At 49.9% G+C, this 15,062-nt stretch carries 10 protein-coding genes; 8 read left to right on the plus strand and 2 right to left on the minus strand.

Annotation, left to right across the window (positions count from 1 at the left end; genetic code table 11):
- Positions 1–56: 56 nt before the first annotated feature.
- The gene (locus tag QOL41_RS12820) at positions 57–4,157 is read right to left on the minus strand and encodes a hypothetical protein (protein ID WP_283430074.1); all 4,101 of its coding nucleotides are present in this window, start codon (positions 4,155–4,157) and stop codon (positions 57–59) included.
- 69 nt (positions 4,158–4,226) lie between these two features.
- Positions 4,227–5,123, minus strand: coding sequence for a glutamate--tRNA ligase family protein (locus QOL41_RS12825; RefSeq protein WP_283430075.1), 897 nt, complete (start codon positions 5,121–5,123; stop codon positions 4,227–4,229).
- Positions 5,124–5,486: 363 nt separating this feature from the next.
- Between QOL41_RS12825 and QOL41_RS12830 the strand changes: the two genes are divergently transcribed.
- From QOL41_RS12830 to QOL41_RS12865, 8 genes are all read left to right on the plus strand, one after another.
- Positions 5,487–7,031 carry a M16 family metallopeptidase gene (locus QOL41_RS12830; RefSeq protein ID WP_283430076.1) on the plus strand — a complete coding sequence of 515 codons (1,545 nt, stop codon included), beginning with the start codon at positions 5,487–5,489 and terminating at the stop codon, positions 7,029–7,031.
- Positions 7,031–8,065 (plus strand): hypothetical protein, encoded by a 1,035-nt coding sequence (locus QOL41_RS12835; protein ID WP_283430077.1) that lies wholly within the window; start codon positions 7,031–7,033, stop codon positions 8,063–8,065. Before QOL41_RS12830 ends, QOL41_RS12835 begins: the two co-directional genes overlap by 1 nt.
- On the plus strand, positions 8,062–8,715 hold the full coding sequence (locus QOL41_RS12840; RefSeq protein ID WP_283430078.1) for a TrmH family RNA methyltransferase: 654 nt from the start codon (positions 8,062–8,064) through the stop codon (positions 8,713–8,715). Before QOL41_RS12835 ends, QOL41_RS12840 begins: the two co-directional genes overlap by 4 nt.
- A gap of 81 nt (positions 8,716–8,796) precedes the next feature.
- On the plus strand, positions 8,797–9,717 hold the full coding sequence (locus tag QOL41_RS12845) for an MlaD family protein (protein WP_283430079.1): 921 nt from the start codon (positions 8,797–8,799) through the stop codon (positions 9,715–9,717).
- An 8-nt stretch (positions 9,718–9,725) separates the two neighbouring features.
- Positions 9,726–9,998, plus strand: a complete 273-nt coding sequence (locus QOL41_RS12850) for an HPr family phosphocarrier protein (RefSeq protein ID WP_073319470.1) — start codon at positions 9,726–9,728, stop codon at positions 9,996–9,998.
- Positions 9,970–11,790, plus strand: a complete 1,821-nt coding sequence (ptsP, locus tag QOL41_RS12855) for a phosphoenolpyruvate--protein phosphotransferase (protein WP_173653122.1) — start codon at positions 9,970–9,972, stop codon at positions 11,788–11,790. The genes QOL41_RS12850 and ptsP overlap by 29 nt, the downstream gene beginning before the upstream one ends.
- 15 nt (positions 11,791–11,805) lie before the next feature.
- On the plus strand, positions 11,806–14,157 hold the full coding sequence (locus tag QOL41_RS12860) for a lytic transglycosylase domain-containing protein (protein WP_283430080.1): 2,352 nt from the start codon (positions 11,806–11,808) through the stop codon (positions 14,155–14,157).
- Positions 14,158–14,160: 3 nt separating this feature from the next.
- The gene (locus QOL41_RS12865) at positions 14,161–15,009 is read left to right on the plus strand and encodes an EamA family transporter (RefSeq protein ID WP_283430081.1); all 849 of its coding nucleotides are present in this window, start codon (positions 14,161–14,163) and stop codon (positions 15,007–15,009) included.
- The last annotated feature ends 53 nt before the right edge of the window (positions 15,010–15,062 follow it).

Genomic DNA, 15,062 nt, shown 5'->3' on the forward strand with positions numbered 1-15,062 from the left:
AAAAGTTCCACCCAATGACGGGTGGAACTTTTTGCTTTAATCTTATTTGGGCTGAGTTATTCTAACAGCCCCATAGCCTGCTTGAGAGCGAATTCGTCCATGTTTTGTGGCATGAGCGCGCGTTCTTCGGGTGCGACGAATGCGAGTTTGCGTTCGAAGTCCGGACGGTTTGCACGATTGCGTGCGACCGGCTCCTTGGCCTTGAGCGAATAGTAGAACGGGCCTGTCTTGATAAAGCGCTTCTTCTGCAATCCTTGACGGATGGCTTCGGTCAGCACTTGCTGGAGCACTGGACCTGCTCTGTCGACATGATGCAGTTCCAGAATTCGCTGTTTCAAGATTTCTTCGTGAATTGGAGCTTCGCTGTCGACATAGAACTTGAGCTGCGTGATGAGCGCTGCAATCGGAAGTTCTGCAATGGGCTTGTCGTGGGCGGTTCCTTCGATTTTCGGGTGCTGTACCACGTAAGGCTCGGTCATGGGCTTTGCGGCATCAAACACTTCGGAGCCGTCATCTTCGTCGGCTTCTACCGTGGGCGGGGGAGCCACACTCTGTTCGATAGCGATGGTTGCCACCAGGTGTCCGACTTCGTCCTTGTTGGACATGTACCAGAACGGTAACCAAAGGTTCATGACCTTCCAGCCGAGTTGCCTTAGAATAAGCGGGCGTACGTAGTCGCGGTCTTCGATAGAATCGCGGAAACGTTCCGTGGTGCAATCGTCTTCGATGAGCGACAAGAAATGCGTGGGATTGTTGGCGTCTATGACGACCGGACCCACGGGAATGCCGCCCTTTGAAGTGTGGGCTTGTACCAGAATGTTTTCGTTCTTGAGAGTCTCGATGACTTCGTCTCTGAGCGGAGAATCTGCGGGCTCGATTTCGATTACAGGGTCATACTGCCTTGACTGCAGGTGGTTGATCCATTCACGGAAAAGCGAATTCTTTTGCGATGCAATCTTTGTCTGGTCGGATTCTGTAATGAATGCGCGGAGTTCGCGCTTGGCGAGCGTAGAGCAAACTGCAATCTTGTGGTCGGCAGCAAGACCGCCTGCGCCCTCGGCTTCGATACAGACAAGGATTGTATCCCTGAATTGATCGATTGCTCTTTCGGGTGTTTTTACGAAATAGCGAATGTCTGCATTCGGTCTTGCAAAGAAATTGGCCGCCGGAGTTCCCGCGATAAGCTTTGCGCGGATGGCGTCTTCAATTTCTTGGCAGGTGGACTGGTGGAATGCGATGATTCCGAGAGTCCTTTCCGGATGGCGTTCGGCGTGGTGAATTGCCGTCAGGGCGATGGTTTCGATCTTGTCGGAAACTTCCTTGATTGAAATGCCCTTGAACAGGTCGTTGTTCGGAGACGGCAACTGCTTGATTCCATGATTGTAAATGCGTTCGTTAGCGAAGCTTACAATGGCAGGATTGTTGAATTGCGTCGTGAACCAGAGTTCTCTGGTCGGAGCTCCCTGACGAAGAGCCGCGGTCAAGATGCTTTCTTGGAAGAGAGCGCTACGAGTAACGGATTCTTCGTGGAAAGCGTCAATCGGTAAGTAGTCGTGGCTCGGAGTGTGCGGGTCGCCAATAAGAATCGTCTTGGGTGCAGCAAACAGAATCGGCAAGGCTTCTGCCATTGAAATGGCATCGGCATCGAGAATGATTGAAATGTCGAAGGTCTGCTTGTTGGAAATGTTGAGTGCGTCTGCAAGCGGTACTACGGTGAGCACGCTTGAATCGGCTTCGACTGCGTTATGCAGTTCCTTGAAGTTTGCGCTTGAGAACTGGTCCAGGAGTGCCCTGTAGTCTTTGCTCTTTTGTGCCTTGGCTTTCGGGGATTCCGAGAACAGGGTGGGGCAAACCTTGGTAGCCGCCTGAATCTGGGCTCCGGTCCAGTAGTGGGCAAGGGCGTTGCAGAAATCGGCGTCTGCGTTTTCGGGATCCTTGAGGTATTCGACTAAGGCCGTGTTGCAGTAGCTTTCCATTTTCTGGAAGTGCGCTGAAAGCTGCAGATGAATATCGAGGTGACTCCAGTTATCGTTCCACAACTGAATCTTGCCGAGCCACTTGTCGATGCTCAAACTTTCGAGAGGTGTCTCGAGTTCCATGTCCCTGTTAATCTGCTTGATCGAGGATTGAAGCTCGATGACAGAATTCCAGAGATTCGAAAGTTCCGGTTGAAGGTCCTTAAAGTTGTGCCATTGTTCAAGCAACTGTAGGAGCAGGTCGAGCCTGGGGTCGTCTTTATGCTTTTCACGGAATTCGTAAACATACTGAATTTTCTGATTCAGTTCGACCCAGTTAGAACCTTCGAAGTGCCAGTCACGCCCGAGCAAATGGTTGCCGAGTACGGCGCTTTCCTTGTAAGTCTTCTTGTTGGTTTGCAGTTCGAGGAGCGTGTCGATCAAATCCAAGAGCTTGGCGTCGGAGTCGACGGTCTTGGGTTTGCGAATCACCTGCAGCAAACGCTTGCGGGATGTGCGGTAGCGTTCCGAAAGGCCCTTGAGAGAAATGTGCTGGCATTCGGCAAAGTCGTCGCGTGCATTCTGGATGTTTTCGTCGACGGCATTGTCGGTATAAATGTCAGAAGTTTGCCTGCGGTACCGCACCCATTGGTCGCCTGCTTCGGGGAGGTACATGAGGGTATCCCTGTAGGCGGTCCAGTTGTGGCTGCGCAACTGCCAGTCTTCGAACGTGGGAGTATTTTCGTCGAAATTATCGCGAAGAAGTTCAAGAATGTCGATCATGCCCGATAGGAAGATCCCGGTGGGGAAGAGCCCTGTCGATTCCATTTTCTTGATAACGGGTTCCAGTTCTTTTGCGCGGGTTGCCGCGCAGCGGAGTTCTTCGCAAAGGGTTTGTTGCTGGTCTTCTGAAAGGCTAGATACCTTGACCCCTTGGAATGCCTTGCGGGCATCGACTCCCTTTTTGTCGAAATACAGTTCCGACAAAATCTGGATGTCTTTCTTGAGCTCTTGGTAACTGTTGAAGTCCAGTTGGCCTACACCGCGGAAAATACGGTCGGGGAATTTCTTTTTGGGCTGCTTGACGTCTTTGAATTCGCGCAGCAATTCCGGAAGTAAAACGTTGGTAGGCGGAATAGGCTTGTTTACTGCGTTGTAGTATTCCAGAAAACCGTTTCGCATGGCGCGAACTTTCTGTTCAAGTGCGTTGCGGTCGGTATCCGGGAAACTGCGGAAGGGCGGTTTCCAGGCATTCTGGAATGCACGTGCCGTAATGGCGCGCTTGTGGACCACTAAAAGTTTTTTGCCCTGGGCGATTTCGTCGGCGACGATATTGGCGGCCACCTTCATTTTTTCGGTGCCGGGGAGTGCCTGGATCGCGTAGGCGCAGGTTTGCTCGTTTTCGGCATCCACTGTCACTTTATTCGTGTGCGAATCAGTGGTGTAAAGGAAGTGGTGGTCTGCCGGCGAAAAGACATTGTCGAAATCGTTTTCTTCGAACAGAGATTCTTGGGCCTGGAAACCTTCCTTGCGAAGGAGCGACGCCAAAATCGGGTTCCCTGCAATGCTCTTTTCGGAAAAGCCTAGGCTGCATCTTTTCTTGAGCTGCAGAAGGTTTGTGTTGAAAAATCCGAGGCATAGCCCGTGACGGGTAAAGCGCCAGTTTCGTTCGCCTGCAATGGCTTTTTCAAATTGTGAAAAATAGAGGAGCAGGCTGAACTTGCCGTTGATAATAGCATCTTCGGCAGAGGGCAGTGCAATCGTGTCCTTGAGGCGTTCTCGCAGGACGATATTTTCGATGGGGTTTCGATTCGAAATAGAAACAGTATTCTTGGTCGGATCGAAGTCGAGCGGAACCAAAAGGCTTGGGGCAAGGGCATTGCCGTCCCATTTCAAAAAGCCGAGAAGCAGGTAAAGATCTGTTTCGCCGTAATCGTCAAGTTTGTGACGAAGCACCGAGGTGATGGTGTCGAGGGCGGTAATCTTTTGCTGCGCCGTAAAATTCTGAGAAACCTGGAAAAAGGATTCCAGGGGAAGGGGCCCATGGGCTTGCAACCATTTTTCGTAGAAAAGGTCTCCTGCCTCGGCGATCAGGGGCGACTGGAAATCGTTTTTGGTCGAAAAACTAAGTAAACGGTCTTTGGAGTCAAAGAGGGCGGCTTCTTGCCGAATTTTGGCGACAATAGCAGAAGATGAAGACATACCCTGAATATACCTAATTTATTGCTAGTTGCGAAATTAGGTAATAAAAAAGGAGTGTAAAAGGCGTGTTTACAGGCGCTCTGCAACCGTTGCTATCGCTTGTTCTAACGTTGTCGGTATAATATGTGACAAAAAACCGGCTTTATGAAGGATTTGCCCCAAAAGTTCCTGGGGAGTCTTGCCGTTTTCTTTTTCTTGACGGAGACTGTAGGCGTGCTCGCGCTTGGAGAGCTTTTTGCCAGTCGGGTCGACAATAAGTGGGTGGTGCAGATATACTGGGCGCGTGTAGTGGGGTATATTTAGGTTGGGGTCGCCTTGGCAAGTTTCGGCAATTAATTGCGAAAGGGCTATTTGGCGGGCGGTAGAATTGCGGATATCTTCACCGCGAACAATATGCGTGATTCCGTCGGTAAAGTCATCGATGCAGACGGCGAATTGGTAGGTCCAGAAACCGTCGCGGTCGCGAATAGGGAAATCTCCGCATTGATTTTTCGGATTTTCGCTAAAGTCACCGAGGCGCTCGTCGTGCCAATTAATTACTTTGTTTGGAATAACGATACGTAGGCTATGAGGTTCGCTGCAGGGCATTGTATGCGTACGGCATTTGCCTTGGTAAATGACTTCGCCGGTTTCGCTTACGGGATTTTCGGATTGCAATTGCTTGCGGCTGCAGGTGCAGGGGTACACAAGCCCTTGAGCGGTGAGTTTGTCGAGGACTTTCTGGAAAAAGTCAAAGTGCGAACTTTGAATGCTTTCGCTGTCGTACTGGAATCCGAACCAGGCGAGATCTTCGCGGATGCCGTTGATATATTCCTTGCGGGCGCGGCCTTGGTCGTGGTCTTCGATGCGAAGGTGAATCTTGAGACCCCATTTTTTTGCGGCCGCCCATACGTAAAGGGCTGAGAGCAGGTGCCCTTCGTGTAAAAAGCCCGTGGGGCTCGGCGCAAAACGGATGATTCCTGGCATACGTGGAAAGATAGAAAAGAATTACGCTTCAAGAGCTTTTTTTAGAGCCACACGGATTGTACTAAAGTACTAAAAGTGTGCAAGGTTATGACGCAGCAGAAAACTTGTTTTCTGTTATGGCATAACCGTAGCCACGAACGCCAACGGCGTTAAATGCTCGGCTCGGTTATAGGCCTGCAAGCAGTCCTGCAACACTCGCCTTGCGCATTTATTGGAAAACGCTAACGCGTTTTCTTGTTTTTCATAGAATTTTTAGCGTGAAATCAAATTTTAATTGGTTGAATATTTGTTTTTTATCAGAAATGCCGTTAGGCATTTCGAATCCGTGTGGTTTTATATGCTGATTTACTATCTTTCATGATGATGAAGTTTGATTTGAAAGTTCTCTTTTTGACGGCGACGTCGGTAGCGACAGTGTTTGCCTTGAATGCTTGTTCGGGTTCGCCGGAACCGCAGACGGAGCCTGTACCGGCTGCGCAGACTGATTCGGCTGCCCCTGTTGCAGAAAAAAATGCCGAACCGGCGATTCCTGCAAGCTATAAGGACATCCAGTTTCCAGAATACAAGTATGTAGCTCCGTACCCGAAGGATTTCCGCGTAGAGATTGCCCCGGGTATTTCGGGCTATATTGTAAGCGACCGCAGTTTGCCGCTCGTGAATTTTTCAGTCTATTTTGAACAGCCGCGCGCTCCGCTTTCGCTTAAAGACGAAGCGGCGTCATCGATGGTGGGGAGCATGCTCCGTCGCGGTGGCGGTGGTGGCATTTCCGCCAAGGCTTTGGACGATTCCCTGGAATTCATTAGCGCAGGGTTGAGTTCTTCGGTCGGCACGTTTACTTCGATGTTCGATATCGATTGCTTGTCTAAGGACTTTGCTGACATGCTGAAGCTTTCGAAGCAAGTGCTGACGGATCCTGCTTTTGACAAAGACCAGTTTGAAATTTTGCGTGCAAACTTCTTGACGGCCTACGATCGCCGTTATGACACGCCGGCAAAGGTACTTTCGGCGTTGAAGGCTAAAGTGAACTACGCTCCGAACCCGAGATTGTGGGATGCCAATGCCGAAGACTACAAGAAGGTGTCTGTGGCCGATGTCAAGCAATTGGCTCAAGGTGTGTATGGGAATGGCCGCGTGATATTTGCACTTTCTGGTGATGTCGACAAGGATTCGATAGTTGTCGTGCTCAAGGATTTCTTTGAAGGTTGGAAAACGGCCGTTTCGAAAAATGTGAAAAAGAATGCAAAGGCTGTGGCCCAGGAACCGACTCCGCTTACGTTTGTGAGAAAGCCCGGAATTTACGTGGTCGACAAGGATATTTCGCAGGCAAATATTTCGATGAACCAGCCCTTTGTGCGTAGACCGCATGCAGACTACTATCCGGCAGCGGTGGCAAACTTTATTCTGGGTGGTGGTAGCTTTACGAGCCGCTTGATGAACCGCGTACGTAGCGATGAAGGCTTGGCATACAGCGTGTACAGCTCGGTAGGGAACGATTATCGCGACACCGCCATGGTAACGATTGCTTTGCAGACCAAGGTGGAATCGGTTGGATTTGCCCTGAAACTGATTCGCGAAGTGGTGAATGAATTTGCTGAACAAGGACCTACAGAAGAAGAACTTTCGCAGGCTAAAAAAGCTTTGATTGAAAGCTTGCCGAGCCTGTTCGATAGTCCTGAAGCAACGGCGGTAATCTTTGCGAAGGGTGAACTGCTGGGTAAGACCTACGACCACTACTTGGATTATGTAAAGGAAATTAATGCGGTGACGGCCGACCAAGTGAAGGCTATGGTCAAGAAGTATTTTGATATGGACAAGATGACCACCTCGATTGTCGCTCCTGTTTCAAAACTTGAAGCCATCAAGCCGTTCACGGTGATTCCACAGGATAGTCTGGAGTTTAGGAATTAATGAAGATTCTTGGATACATAGCGAAGTCTTTGATTGTGGTCCTGTTGTGTGGGGTGTTTGCTTTTGCTGCAGATGCTCCCGCGACTGATACGCTCGCTCGCCACAACTTGGTCAAACGCCTCCAGAACGAAGATGATGTGCGCTCGCTGTGTTCTGGACTCAAAACGTGCATGGATATTGATTATCCGGGCTGTTCCGTGGGAGACAAGCATCCATGGCCCAAAGTAAAGTACAACGAAGAATTTTGCAAGCCTTACAAGGAACTTGAAAAACGTGGCTACAAGGTTGACCCTAAGGTTCCGATGGTTCCTGAAATTTACGCGAGACTTGGCCGCCAATACCGTGTGGAATACGTTTATGCGGGAACGCTCCCGCTTGATGAAAACGTAATCAAGTTCTTGTTTGACAATATGCCGTTTACGGCGCAGTTGATTAACGCTTACCTCGACGAAAACTACGTGCTTGAATACACGCACCCGAACAGACGATTCTTTAGTGGTAGTAATGGCCGCAGTCTTTCGGGCGAATTCTACTGGGCTTTGCAGGATAGTGCGGGACAAAAGCTTGGCATGCGCGACTTGTTCTTTGGATACGGCCATGCGAAAATCCTAAAGTGGGCGCTCCATGGAACCGCAATCGCGTACTTGGATATGGATCCAATGCCTGGCAAGATTATTAAGTACAAATTAACTGCTATCGTGTTCCCGGGCAACTCGGTGCTCAATTCTATTATGCAGATGAAGGTGTTTAGAAGCGTTGTGAACACGAAAATCGAGCAGATTGTGAACGACATCAAGAAAGCGTCGGGAATGTACTTTAGCGGCAATAAGGAACCCATGCTTAAGAGTGCGACTCTCAAGTCCGAAGAAAACGTGCAGTACGTTTTGGATTTTGAAGAAGTCGTAAACGGTGCACATTGGGAACTTGGCGATTTTGAACGTCTGCAGAAAGCCCGCAAACAAAAGCGTGAGCAGGATATGCAGGCAGTGCCTATTATGGTGAAGGACCTTCAGGTTATCAAGGAAAAGAAATGACGAACGAAACTTTGGAATCCCTTTTGGAACGCGTGACGGAACGCCGTCGTGAACTTTTGACGTCTGTGGTGGATCGCCGTACCAGACACTTTTGCATGGTGCTCGAAGATTTGTTCGATCCGCACAACATTTCTGCTGTGATTCGTACTGCCGAAGTGTTTGGCCTTCAAGATGTTCACATTATCGAAGAAGACAATGCCTACAGTGTGAACAAGTCCATTCTGAAGGGCAGTTACAAGTGGATGAGCTTGTACCTTTACAAGAAGCGCATGCTTTGCATGGAAAAACTGCGCGCGAAGGGTTACAAGATTGCCGTGGCGAGCACGAATACCACCAATTCTGTTTTGGATTTGGACTTGAGCCAGCCTACCGCTTTCTATTTGGGTAGCGAATTCCACGGGAATCACCCCGATACTTTGGCCCATGCCGATTACGAATTCAAACTGCCTCAGTATGGTATTACCGAATCCATGAATGTGTCGGTGGCTGGCGGCGTTTTGATGACTTACCTAGATGTGTTCATGCAGAAGGATGGCCGCGAAAAGTTCTTGCTCCCTAAGGCAGAACGTGATGCTTTGCTTTTGGACTGGCTTGACCGCCATGTGAACGGTATCGAGAACAACAGCCCGATTGTTCGAATCGACGAGTAACCCCTTAATCAAGCCTTAAAAGCTCTCTTTTAAGAGGGCTTTTTTTGTTTTATATGCAAAAAATGCTAGATTAAAACCCAAATGAAAAAGTATTCGGCTCTTTATTTTTCAGTAGGCTTGGTGGTCATCCTTGCCCTGATTATTCTTGTTTTTGGAATATTCTTCTTAAACGAGAAGGACCCTCGCGAAACCTTTAACACCTATTATCTGCGGTTTACCCAGGTGAGTACCTTGGTGCTCGATGACCCCGTCAAGGTGAATGGTGTGAAACTCGGTAAGGTCGAATCGATCGATTTGGCTGGCCACCGCGTGGTTGTGACAATCAGGCTTCGTACCGACGTGAAAATCCCGAAGGATTCCGAAATTCGCGTGCAGAACATCGGTATCATGGGTGAACGTCAGATCGGTATGATTCTTGGGGACTCGACAAGCTACTTTAACCCGGGCGATACCATTACAGGTCAGTTCGATGCCGGTATTGCCGAAGCTCTTGGTCTTGTGGGTGAGGTCTGCGACTCGACGAAGGTCCTTTTGGAATCGGTCAAGCAAGCTTTGAACCAGACTATCGTGAACCCGGAATTCCAGGAACGTTTCAAGACTCTGCTCGAGAAGGCTGAAAAGCTGGAAGACCGCGTGCTTGTGATGCTGAATACGGCTGACCCGCAGCTTAGGAAGAGCCTTGAAGGCTTGAACCAGGTGACGGTCAAGGTGAATAACTTGATTGATGGCGTGAAACCGCCAATCGACAATATGTTTGCGAACACCGAAAAGGTGATGGGTAACGCCGACAAGTTGCTGGGCGAACTGGAAACGGTGACGAACCATTTGGATCAGCTTGTCATGAAGGTCCAAAAGAAGATTGAATCCAAGGACAATACGGTGGGAATTTTGCTGAATGACCGTACCTTGCATGATGACTTGGTCAAGACGGTCCATTCGGCGGACAGCTTGGTGCGCATTATTTTACAAGATGGTCTAGACATCAACGTGGATTTTTTCTGAGGAAAACAATGATTGAGAAAGCATTGGTGGTAACAAACAAGTTGGGGATACACGCAAGGCCTGCCGGAATGATAGTCGATATCACCGGCCAAGCCAAGAGCGATATATCCATCGTATTCGAGGGCTCGAAGGCGAATGCCAAGAGTATCTTGAATGTGATGATGCTTGCAATCCCTGCGGGTTCCGAAGTCAAATTCGAAATTGATGGCGAAGACGAAGAACAGGTCGCGTCTCAGTTGGAAAGTCTGTTTAATGACCACTTCAACGAAGAACCCTGCTAAAAAGCCGGAACAAGTCCGTACAGTTTTGACGGGCGTTCCAGCATCCCCAGGCTTTGCCATGGGGAGCGTTTTCCCGGTTACGAACCGGAAAATCTCGGTGGTAGAGGAAACTCTCCCCGAAAGCCGTCTGCCGGACGAAGAACAGCTTTTCTTGAAAGCGGTCCACAAGACGGTCAAGGAAGTTTCGCAGATTAAGGAACTTTCTGAAAGTCGCACCGGGATGAAGGATAGCCTCATCTTTGCGACGCACTTGATGATTTTGCAAGACCCCACTTTGATGAATGGGGTTCTCGACAAGATTCGCAAGGAACGCAAGAATGCCCGTTGGGCAGTTCATGTGGTTCTTGGCGCCTTCATTGATAAGTTTGAACAGATTGATTCGCCTGCCATGCGCGATAAGGCGGCCGACCTGAGGGACGTGTACAACCGCTTGATGGCGGCCATGGAAGATTCCGGACCGGTGCTCGAGGATGTGGCTACCGAAGACGGCGTTGTGCTGGCGGGACACGAACTTTTACCGAGTCTTTTGATGTCGATTAAGCCCGGCCAGGTGGCGGGGCTTGCGATGGATACGGGTGGCCGTACGAGCCACGTGGCCATTCTTGCGCGCTCGCTCCAGATTCCGTTGGTTTCTGGCTTAAGAAACTTTGCTGCGTTAGTGAAGGCTGGCGATACCGTTATCGTTGATGGCTCGAGCGGCCAGGTTGTCATTAATCCGAACCAAGATGACATCAAGGAATTCCACGCCCGCCAAGAAGTCTTTGAAAGACAGCGTCGTGAATTGTTCACGATGCGTCAGCTGGAACCGATGACGCGTGATGGCAAGTATATCACGTTGCATGCAAATATCGAACTTCCGTCGGAATCAGAAAAGGTGACGGATTTCGGTGCAACCGGTATCGGCCTGTATCGTTCTGAATTCTTGTTCTTACGGAGTGAGGCTCCGACTCAAGATGAACAGCGCGATGCCTATCGCTACATTCTTGAAACCATGTACCCCTGTCCGGTGACGATTCGTACTTTGGATGCCGGCGGAGACAAACTGGTGAGTGGCATTACTGCGGTGAATGAATCGAACCCGTTTATGGGTTGGCGCTCGATTCGCGTGTGCCTTGACCGCGAAGATATTTTCTGTACACAATTGAAGGCTTTGCTCCTTGCAAATACCAAGGAAAACCTGCGCCTGCTCTTGCCTATGATTTCGGGCATGACAGAACTGCGCCGTGCAAAGGCCTGCATTGCAAAGTGCCGCAAGGAACTTGAGGAAAAGGGCAAGAAAGTCGCGAAGGTGAAAATCGGCGTGATGATTGAAGTTCCTGCCGCGGTGATGATTGTCGACAAACTTGCCAAGGAAGTGGACTTCTTTAGCATCGGTACAAACGACCTTGTGCAATTTACGCTTGCCGTGGACCGTACGAACGAATTGATTACGGACATGTTCCAGCCGCACCATCCGGCTGTACTCAGCATGATTTATCAAACAGTGCAGGCGGCACACCGCGAAGGAATTCCGGTGGCGGTTTGCGGTGAAATGAGTGCGGATCCGTTGAGCGTGCTGTTGCTCGTTGGCCTTGGAGTCGATGAACTTTCGATGACTCCGTGGAGCGTGATGTCTACCAAGAAAATCATCCGTTCGATCAACTTCGAAGATGTGCGTGATTCTGCGCTGACGGTGTTGCAGATGGATGATGCTGAAAGCGTGAATGCCTTTATGCTAGGTAAGTATGCCCAGACGATTCGGGACTTGGGTATATCGAGTTTTGTGGGGCAAGTCGATAGCAGTAAGAAATGACACGATAGGGTGTGAATGTATAGGATTGTTTTGTTGGTTGTGTTTTTAGGCGTGTTCGCTTTTGCGGATTCGTCATCTGTGGCTCCCTCTGTAAAAGCATCGTCTCCGAGCCCGCTTCCGTCGCAAGCAACGGATAGCTTGATTGCGTCGATGCCGTTTACTCCCCCGAATCCGTACGAAAGTCTGGAACAGATTCCGCCTTCGCAATTTCAGGATGTGGTGGTGCGTTACAACCGCCTTAAGGCTTTGAGTGAAGACAAGTCTCAGCCTAAGAATGTGCGTGACTTTGCACGTGCTGCCCAGTTCTTTTACAAGGAACAGTGGGATAGCGCCTACTTTGCTTACGATTCCCTGCGTGGTCGCGATGCTCAATTAGATGGTGCTGTTATCTTGCGCATGGCAAAATCGCTGTTCAAGTTACGCGATTACAAGAACATGCGCGTGGTGCTCGCTCTTTATAAGAACCTGGATCAGGACGCCTCTTTTGAACGCGCTGCTTCTAGGCTTCGTATTGAGGCCGCGATGGCGGACTCCTCCTTGAGTGACCGAGCTCATGCGGATTCCCTGAAGGTCTTTGTTGAAAAGTATCCGAAGTCTGATGATGCGGCGGCTTTAAGATATCGCTATGCCCAATACTTGGAACAGTTCAGGCAGATGAAAGAAGCAAAGCGCATTTATTTGCGACTTTTGACGAGTGCCTCTAACTACAAGGATTCCGCCTTTGCCGCAATCCGCAGACTCCGCAAGGTGCGTGGCGCTCCCGAGACCTTGGAAGAAAAGGTTGCGTATGCCAAGATGGCTTGCGCCAAGGATAACGCAAGCGAATGCCTTTCTTTGCTTGATTCGATTCATGTTCTGGATTCGATGCTTGTATCGCTTTCGCCGGAAGCAGCGCTCCCGCCGCCGGAAGATTCTTTGCAGAAAAAGCTTGCCCCGAGTTCTTTGGACATAAATACCCGCATTACTTTGTGGGAAAAGCGTGCAGTGACCTTGCGTACGCTCAAGCGCGATGACGAAGCCATTAAGCAGTTCAAGTTCTTGCTGGATTCTGTGGAAGCTCGCCCCTTGTGGATGCAGTCTATTTTGCGCCTGTATCGCAACAATGCCGGTCGCTACGAAAGAGAAATCCGCAAGATGGATGCAACCTTGCAAGATGCTAGCCAGTTCAGTAAGGAAAATGCGAACAACTTGTGGGTGAAGGGTTTTGAATATGAACAGAAAGAAATGTACGATAGCGCCATTGCTTGCTACAAGACTCTTTCTCACAAGCGCTTCAAGAATAATATCAAGCGCCAGTGGGCCAAGTTCCGCATTGGCTTTGTGTACTTTAAGCAAGAAAAGTGGGCTGAAGCAATTCCAGCCTTGATTGATGCGACCAAGGAACCCTTCCTTTGGAGCGGTAGCGGTGCCCGCATGTTCTTGGGCGATGCCTACATGCGACTGGGTAAGGATTCTCTTGCCCGCGAAGCATACCTCGACTGTATTCGCGATTTCCCGCTGGCTTACTATGCGCACCGTAGCCGTCTTAAGCTTGTCGGCTACAAGTTGATGAACGAAAAGGATGTTCCGTATGCGCATGGCGTGCTCATGGCGCCTGAACAAACGCTTGCTTGGGTGCGCGCCTCGCAGCCGAAGATTGGCAAGCCCGATACGACTTACAATCCGGAACGTTACAACCGCATTCGCACGCTGTTCCAGTATGGTTTTAGCGAACAAGCATTCGCCCTTTATGACGAAGCCCGCAAAAAGAATGCGAAGCGTTTGGATTTCTTGTACGAATACGGCAAGCTGTTCTATGAAATGGGCGAAACTGCTGCCGGCTATCGCCTCGCTCGCCAGTTCCAGAACAATATCGATCGCCGCCGCCTGATGGCTCCGCCGATTGATGTGCTGCATTACCTGTATCCGATTCCGTACATGGACCAGGTGAAGTTCCATTCCGGTGATCGCATTGATCCGTTCTTTGTGTACAGCGTGATGCGTCAGGAATCGATTTTCAATTTTGAAATCATGTCGCCGGCGGGTGCTTGCGGCTTGTTGCAGATTATGCCTGCAACAGGCAAGATGCTTGCCGAAAAGGAAAGTCTTCCGAATTTCGAACCTCGTCAGCTGTTTAATGCCTACATGAACATTCGCTTGGGCATTCGTTACCTGATTGACTTGAAGGCCGAATACAACGATGACTACATGTATGTGCTCGGTAACTACAATGCGGGCCCGAAGCCGACGAAGCGCTGGCAGGCTGCTGGTGAGGGCAAGTCTTGGGATGTTCGTGCCGAAGACATTAGCTACTGGGAAACCCGCGACTACGTGAAGCGCGTCATGGGCAACTACTGGATTTACCAGGAAATTTACGACGGAATCTAGCCGATGCTGTTCCTGTTGCTGACAATCGGTCCTGCGTTTCTTTTTGCTTGCGGGAACATTCTCGAAAAGTCGGGTGTGTCTACGGTGGGCAAGCGCACTGGCGGAACTTCTCGTCCGTGGGAATTCTTTAAGGGCGTAATCACTAATAAGTTCTGGTGGCTTGGAATTTGCTGTTCTGGCCTTGCAACGCTTGGCTACTACATTGCCATGGCGCGTTATGACCTGAGCCAAGTGCAACCGATGATGGTTTTGAATCCGGTGCTTACCGCCCTCATGGGATTCTGCATTCTGAAAGAAGCTTTGACCAAGCGCATTGTGATTGCGATTTGCTTTGTGGTGGCGGGCCTTCTTTACTCTGTCGAGAACTTGGGTGAATCGACTGCGATTCAGAATATCGGAATGCTTTGGGCGTACGCTGGCGGACTGAGTGCTGTAACGCTTGTAGCGCACTTGTGGGTCAAGGACCGCGAAATGGTAGATTCTTTGATTATGGGCGTGGGCTTTGGACTTTCTGCCGCATTCTACAAGAGTCTCGCGATGGATTTTGACTTGGACCACATTGAGCTTTCTTCGATTGCGAACTTGCTTTTGGATTTTAGAACGCTTGGCTACATTGCGACTTATAGCATTGCTTTCTTGTATTCGCAAGTGTCGTTCTCTCGCGGTCGTGCGCTGTTCATTATTCCGTTCAGTGCGGCTGTTGGCGCTGCAGTGCCGACTTTGGCTGGCGTACTTGTATTTTCGGAAGCGTTCCCGATGGGCAAGGTGATTTCGGTGAGCCTCGTGCTGATTGGCGCCTGCCTCTTTATTGTGCGCCGCCCCAGAAGAAAGAAAAAAGAAACTTTTGGATAGGCTCTCGAGCTACCGGTTTCTTGTGGATTAATATATATTATCCCTGATGTGTA

This window comes from Fibrobacter sp. UWB10, from assembly GCF_900182935.1.
Taxonomy (GTDB): domain Bacteria; phylum Fibrobacterota; class Fibrobacteria; order Fibrobacterales; family Fibrobacteraceae; genus Fibrobacter; species Fibrobacter succinogenes_O.

What these genes read in the sequence shown, in the direction of transcription:
- QOL41_RS12820 (WP_283430074.1), bottom strand. Translation starts at nt 4,157, where the DNA reads ATGTCTTCATCTTCTGCTATTGTCGCCAAAATTCGGCAAGAAGCCGCC.
- QOL41_RS12825 (WP_283430075.1), bottom strand. Translation starts at nt 5,123, where the DNA reads ATGCCAGGAATCATCCGTTTTGCGCCGAGCCCCACGGGCTTTTTACAC.
- QOL41_RS12830 (WP_283430076.1), top strand. Translation starts at nt 5,487, where the DNA reads ATGAAGTTTGATTTGAAAGTTCTCTTTTTGACGGCGACGTCGGTAGCG.
- QOL41_RS12835 (WP_283430077.1), top strand. Translation starts at nt 7,031, where the DNA reads ATGAAGATTCTTGGATACATAGCGAAGTCTTTGATTGTGGTCCTGTTG.
- QOL41_RS12840 (WP_283430078.1), top strand. Translation starts at nt 8,062, where the DNA reads ATGACGAACGAAACTTTGGAATCCCTTTTGGAACGCGTGACGGAACGC.
- QOL41_RS12845 (WP_283430079.1), top strand. Translation starts at nt 8,797, where the DNA reads ATGAAAAAGTATTCGGCTCTTTATTTTTCAGTAGGCTTGGTGGTCATC.
- QOL41_RS12850 (WP_073319470.1), top strand. Translation starts at nt 9,726, where the DNA reads ATGATTGAGAAAGCATTGGTGGTAACAAACAAGTTGGGGATACACGCA.
- ptsP (WP_173653122.1), top strand. Translation starts at nt 9,970, where the DNA reads ATGACCACTTCAACGAAGAACCCTGCTAAAAAGCCGGAACAAGTCCGT.
- QOL41_RS12860 (WP_283430080.1), top strand. Translation starts at nt 11,806, where the DNA reads ATGTATAGGATTGTTTTGTTGGTTGTGTTTTTAGGCGTGTTCGCTTTT.
- QOL41_RS12865 (WP_283430081.1), top strand. Translation starts at nt 14,161, where the DNA reads ATGCTGTTCCTGTTGCTGACAATCGGTCCTGCGTTTCTTTTTGCTTGC.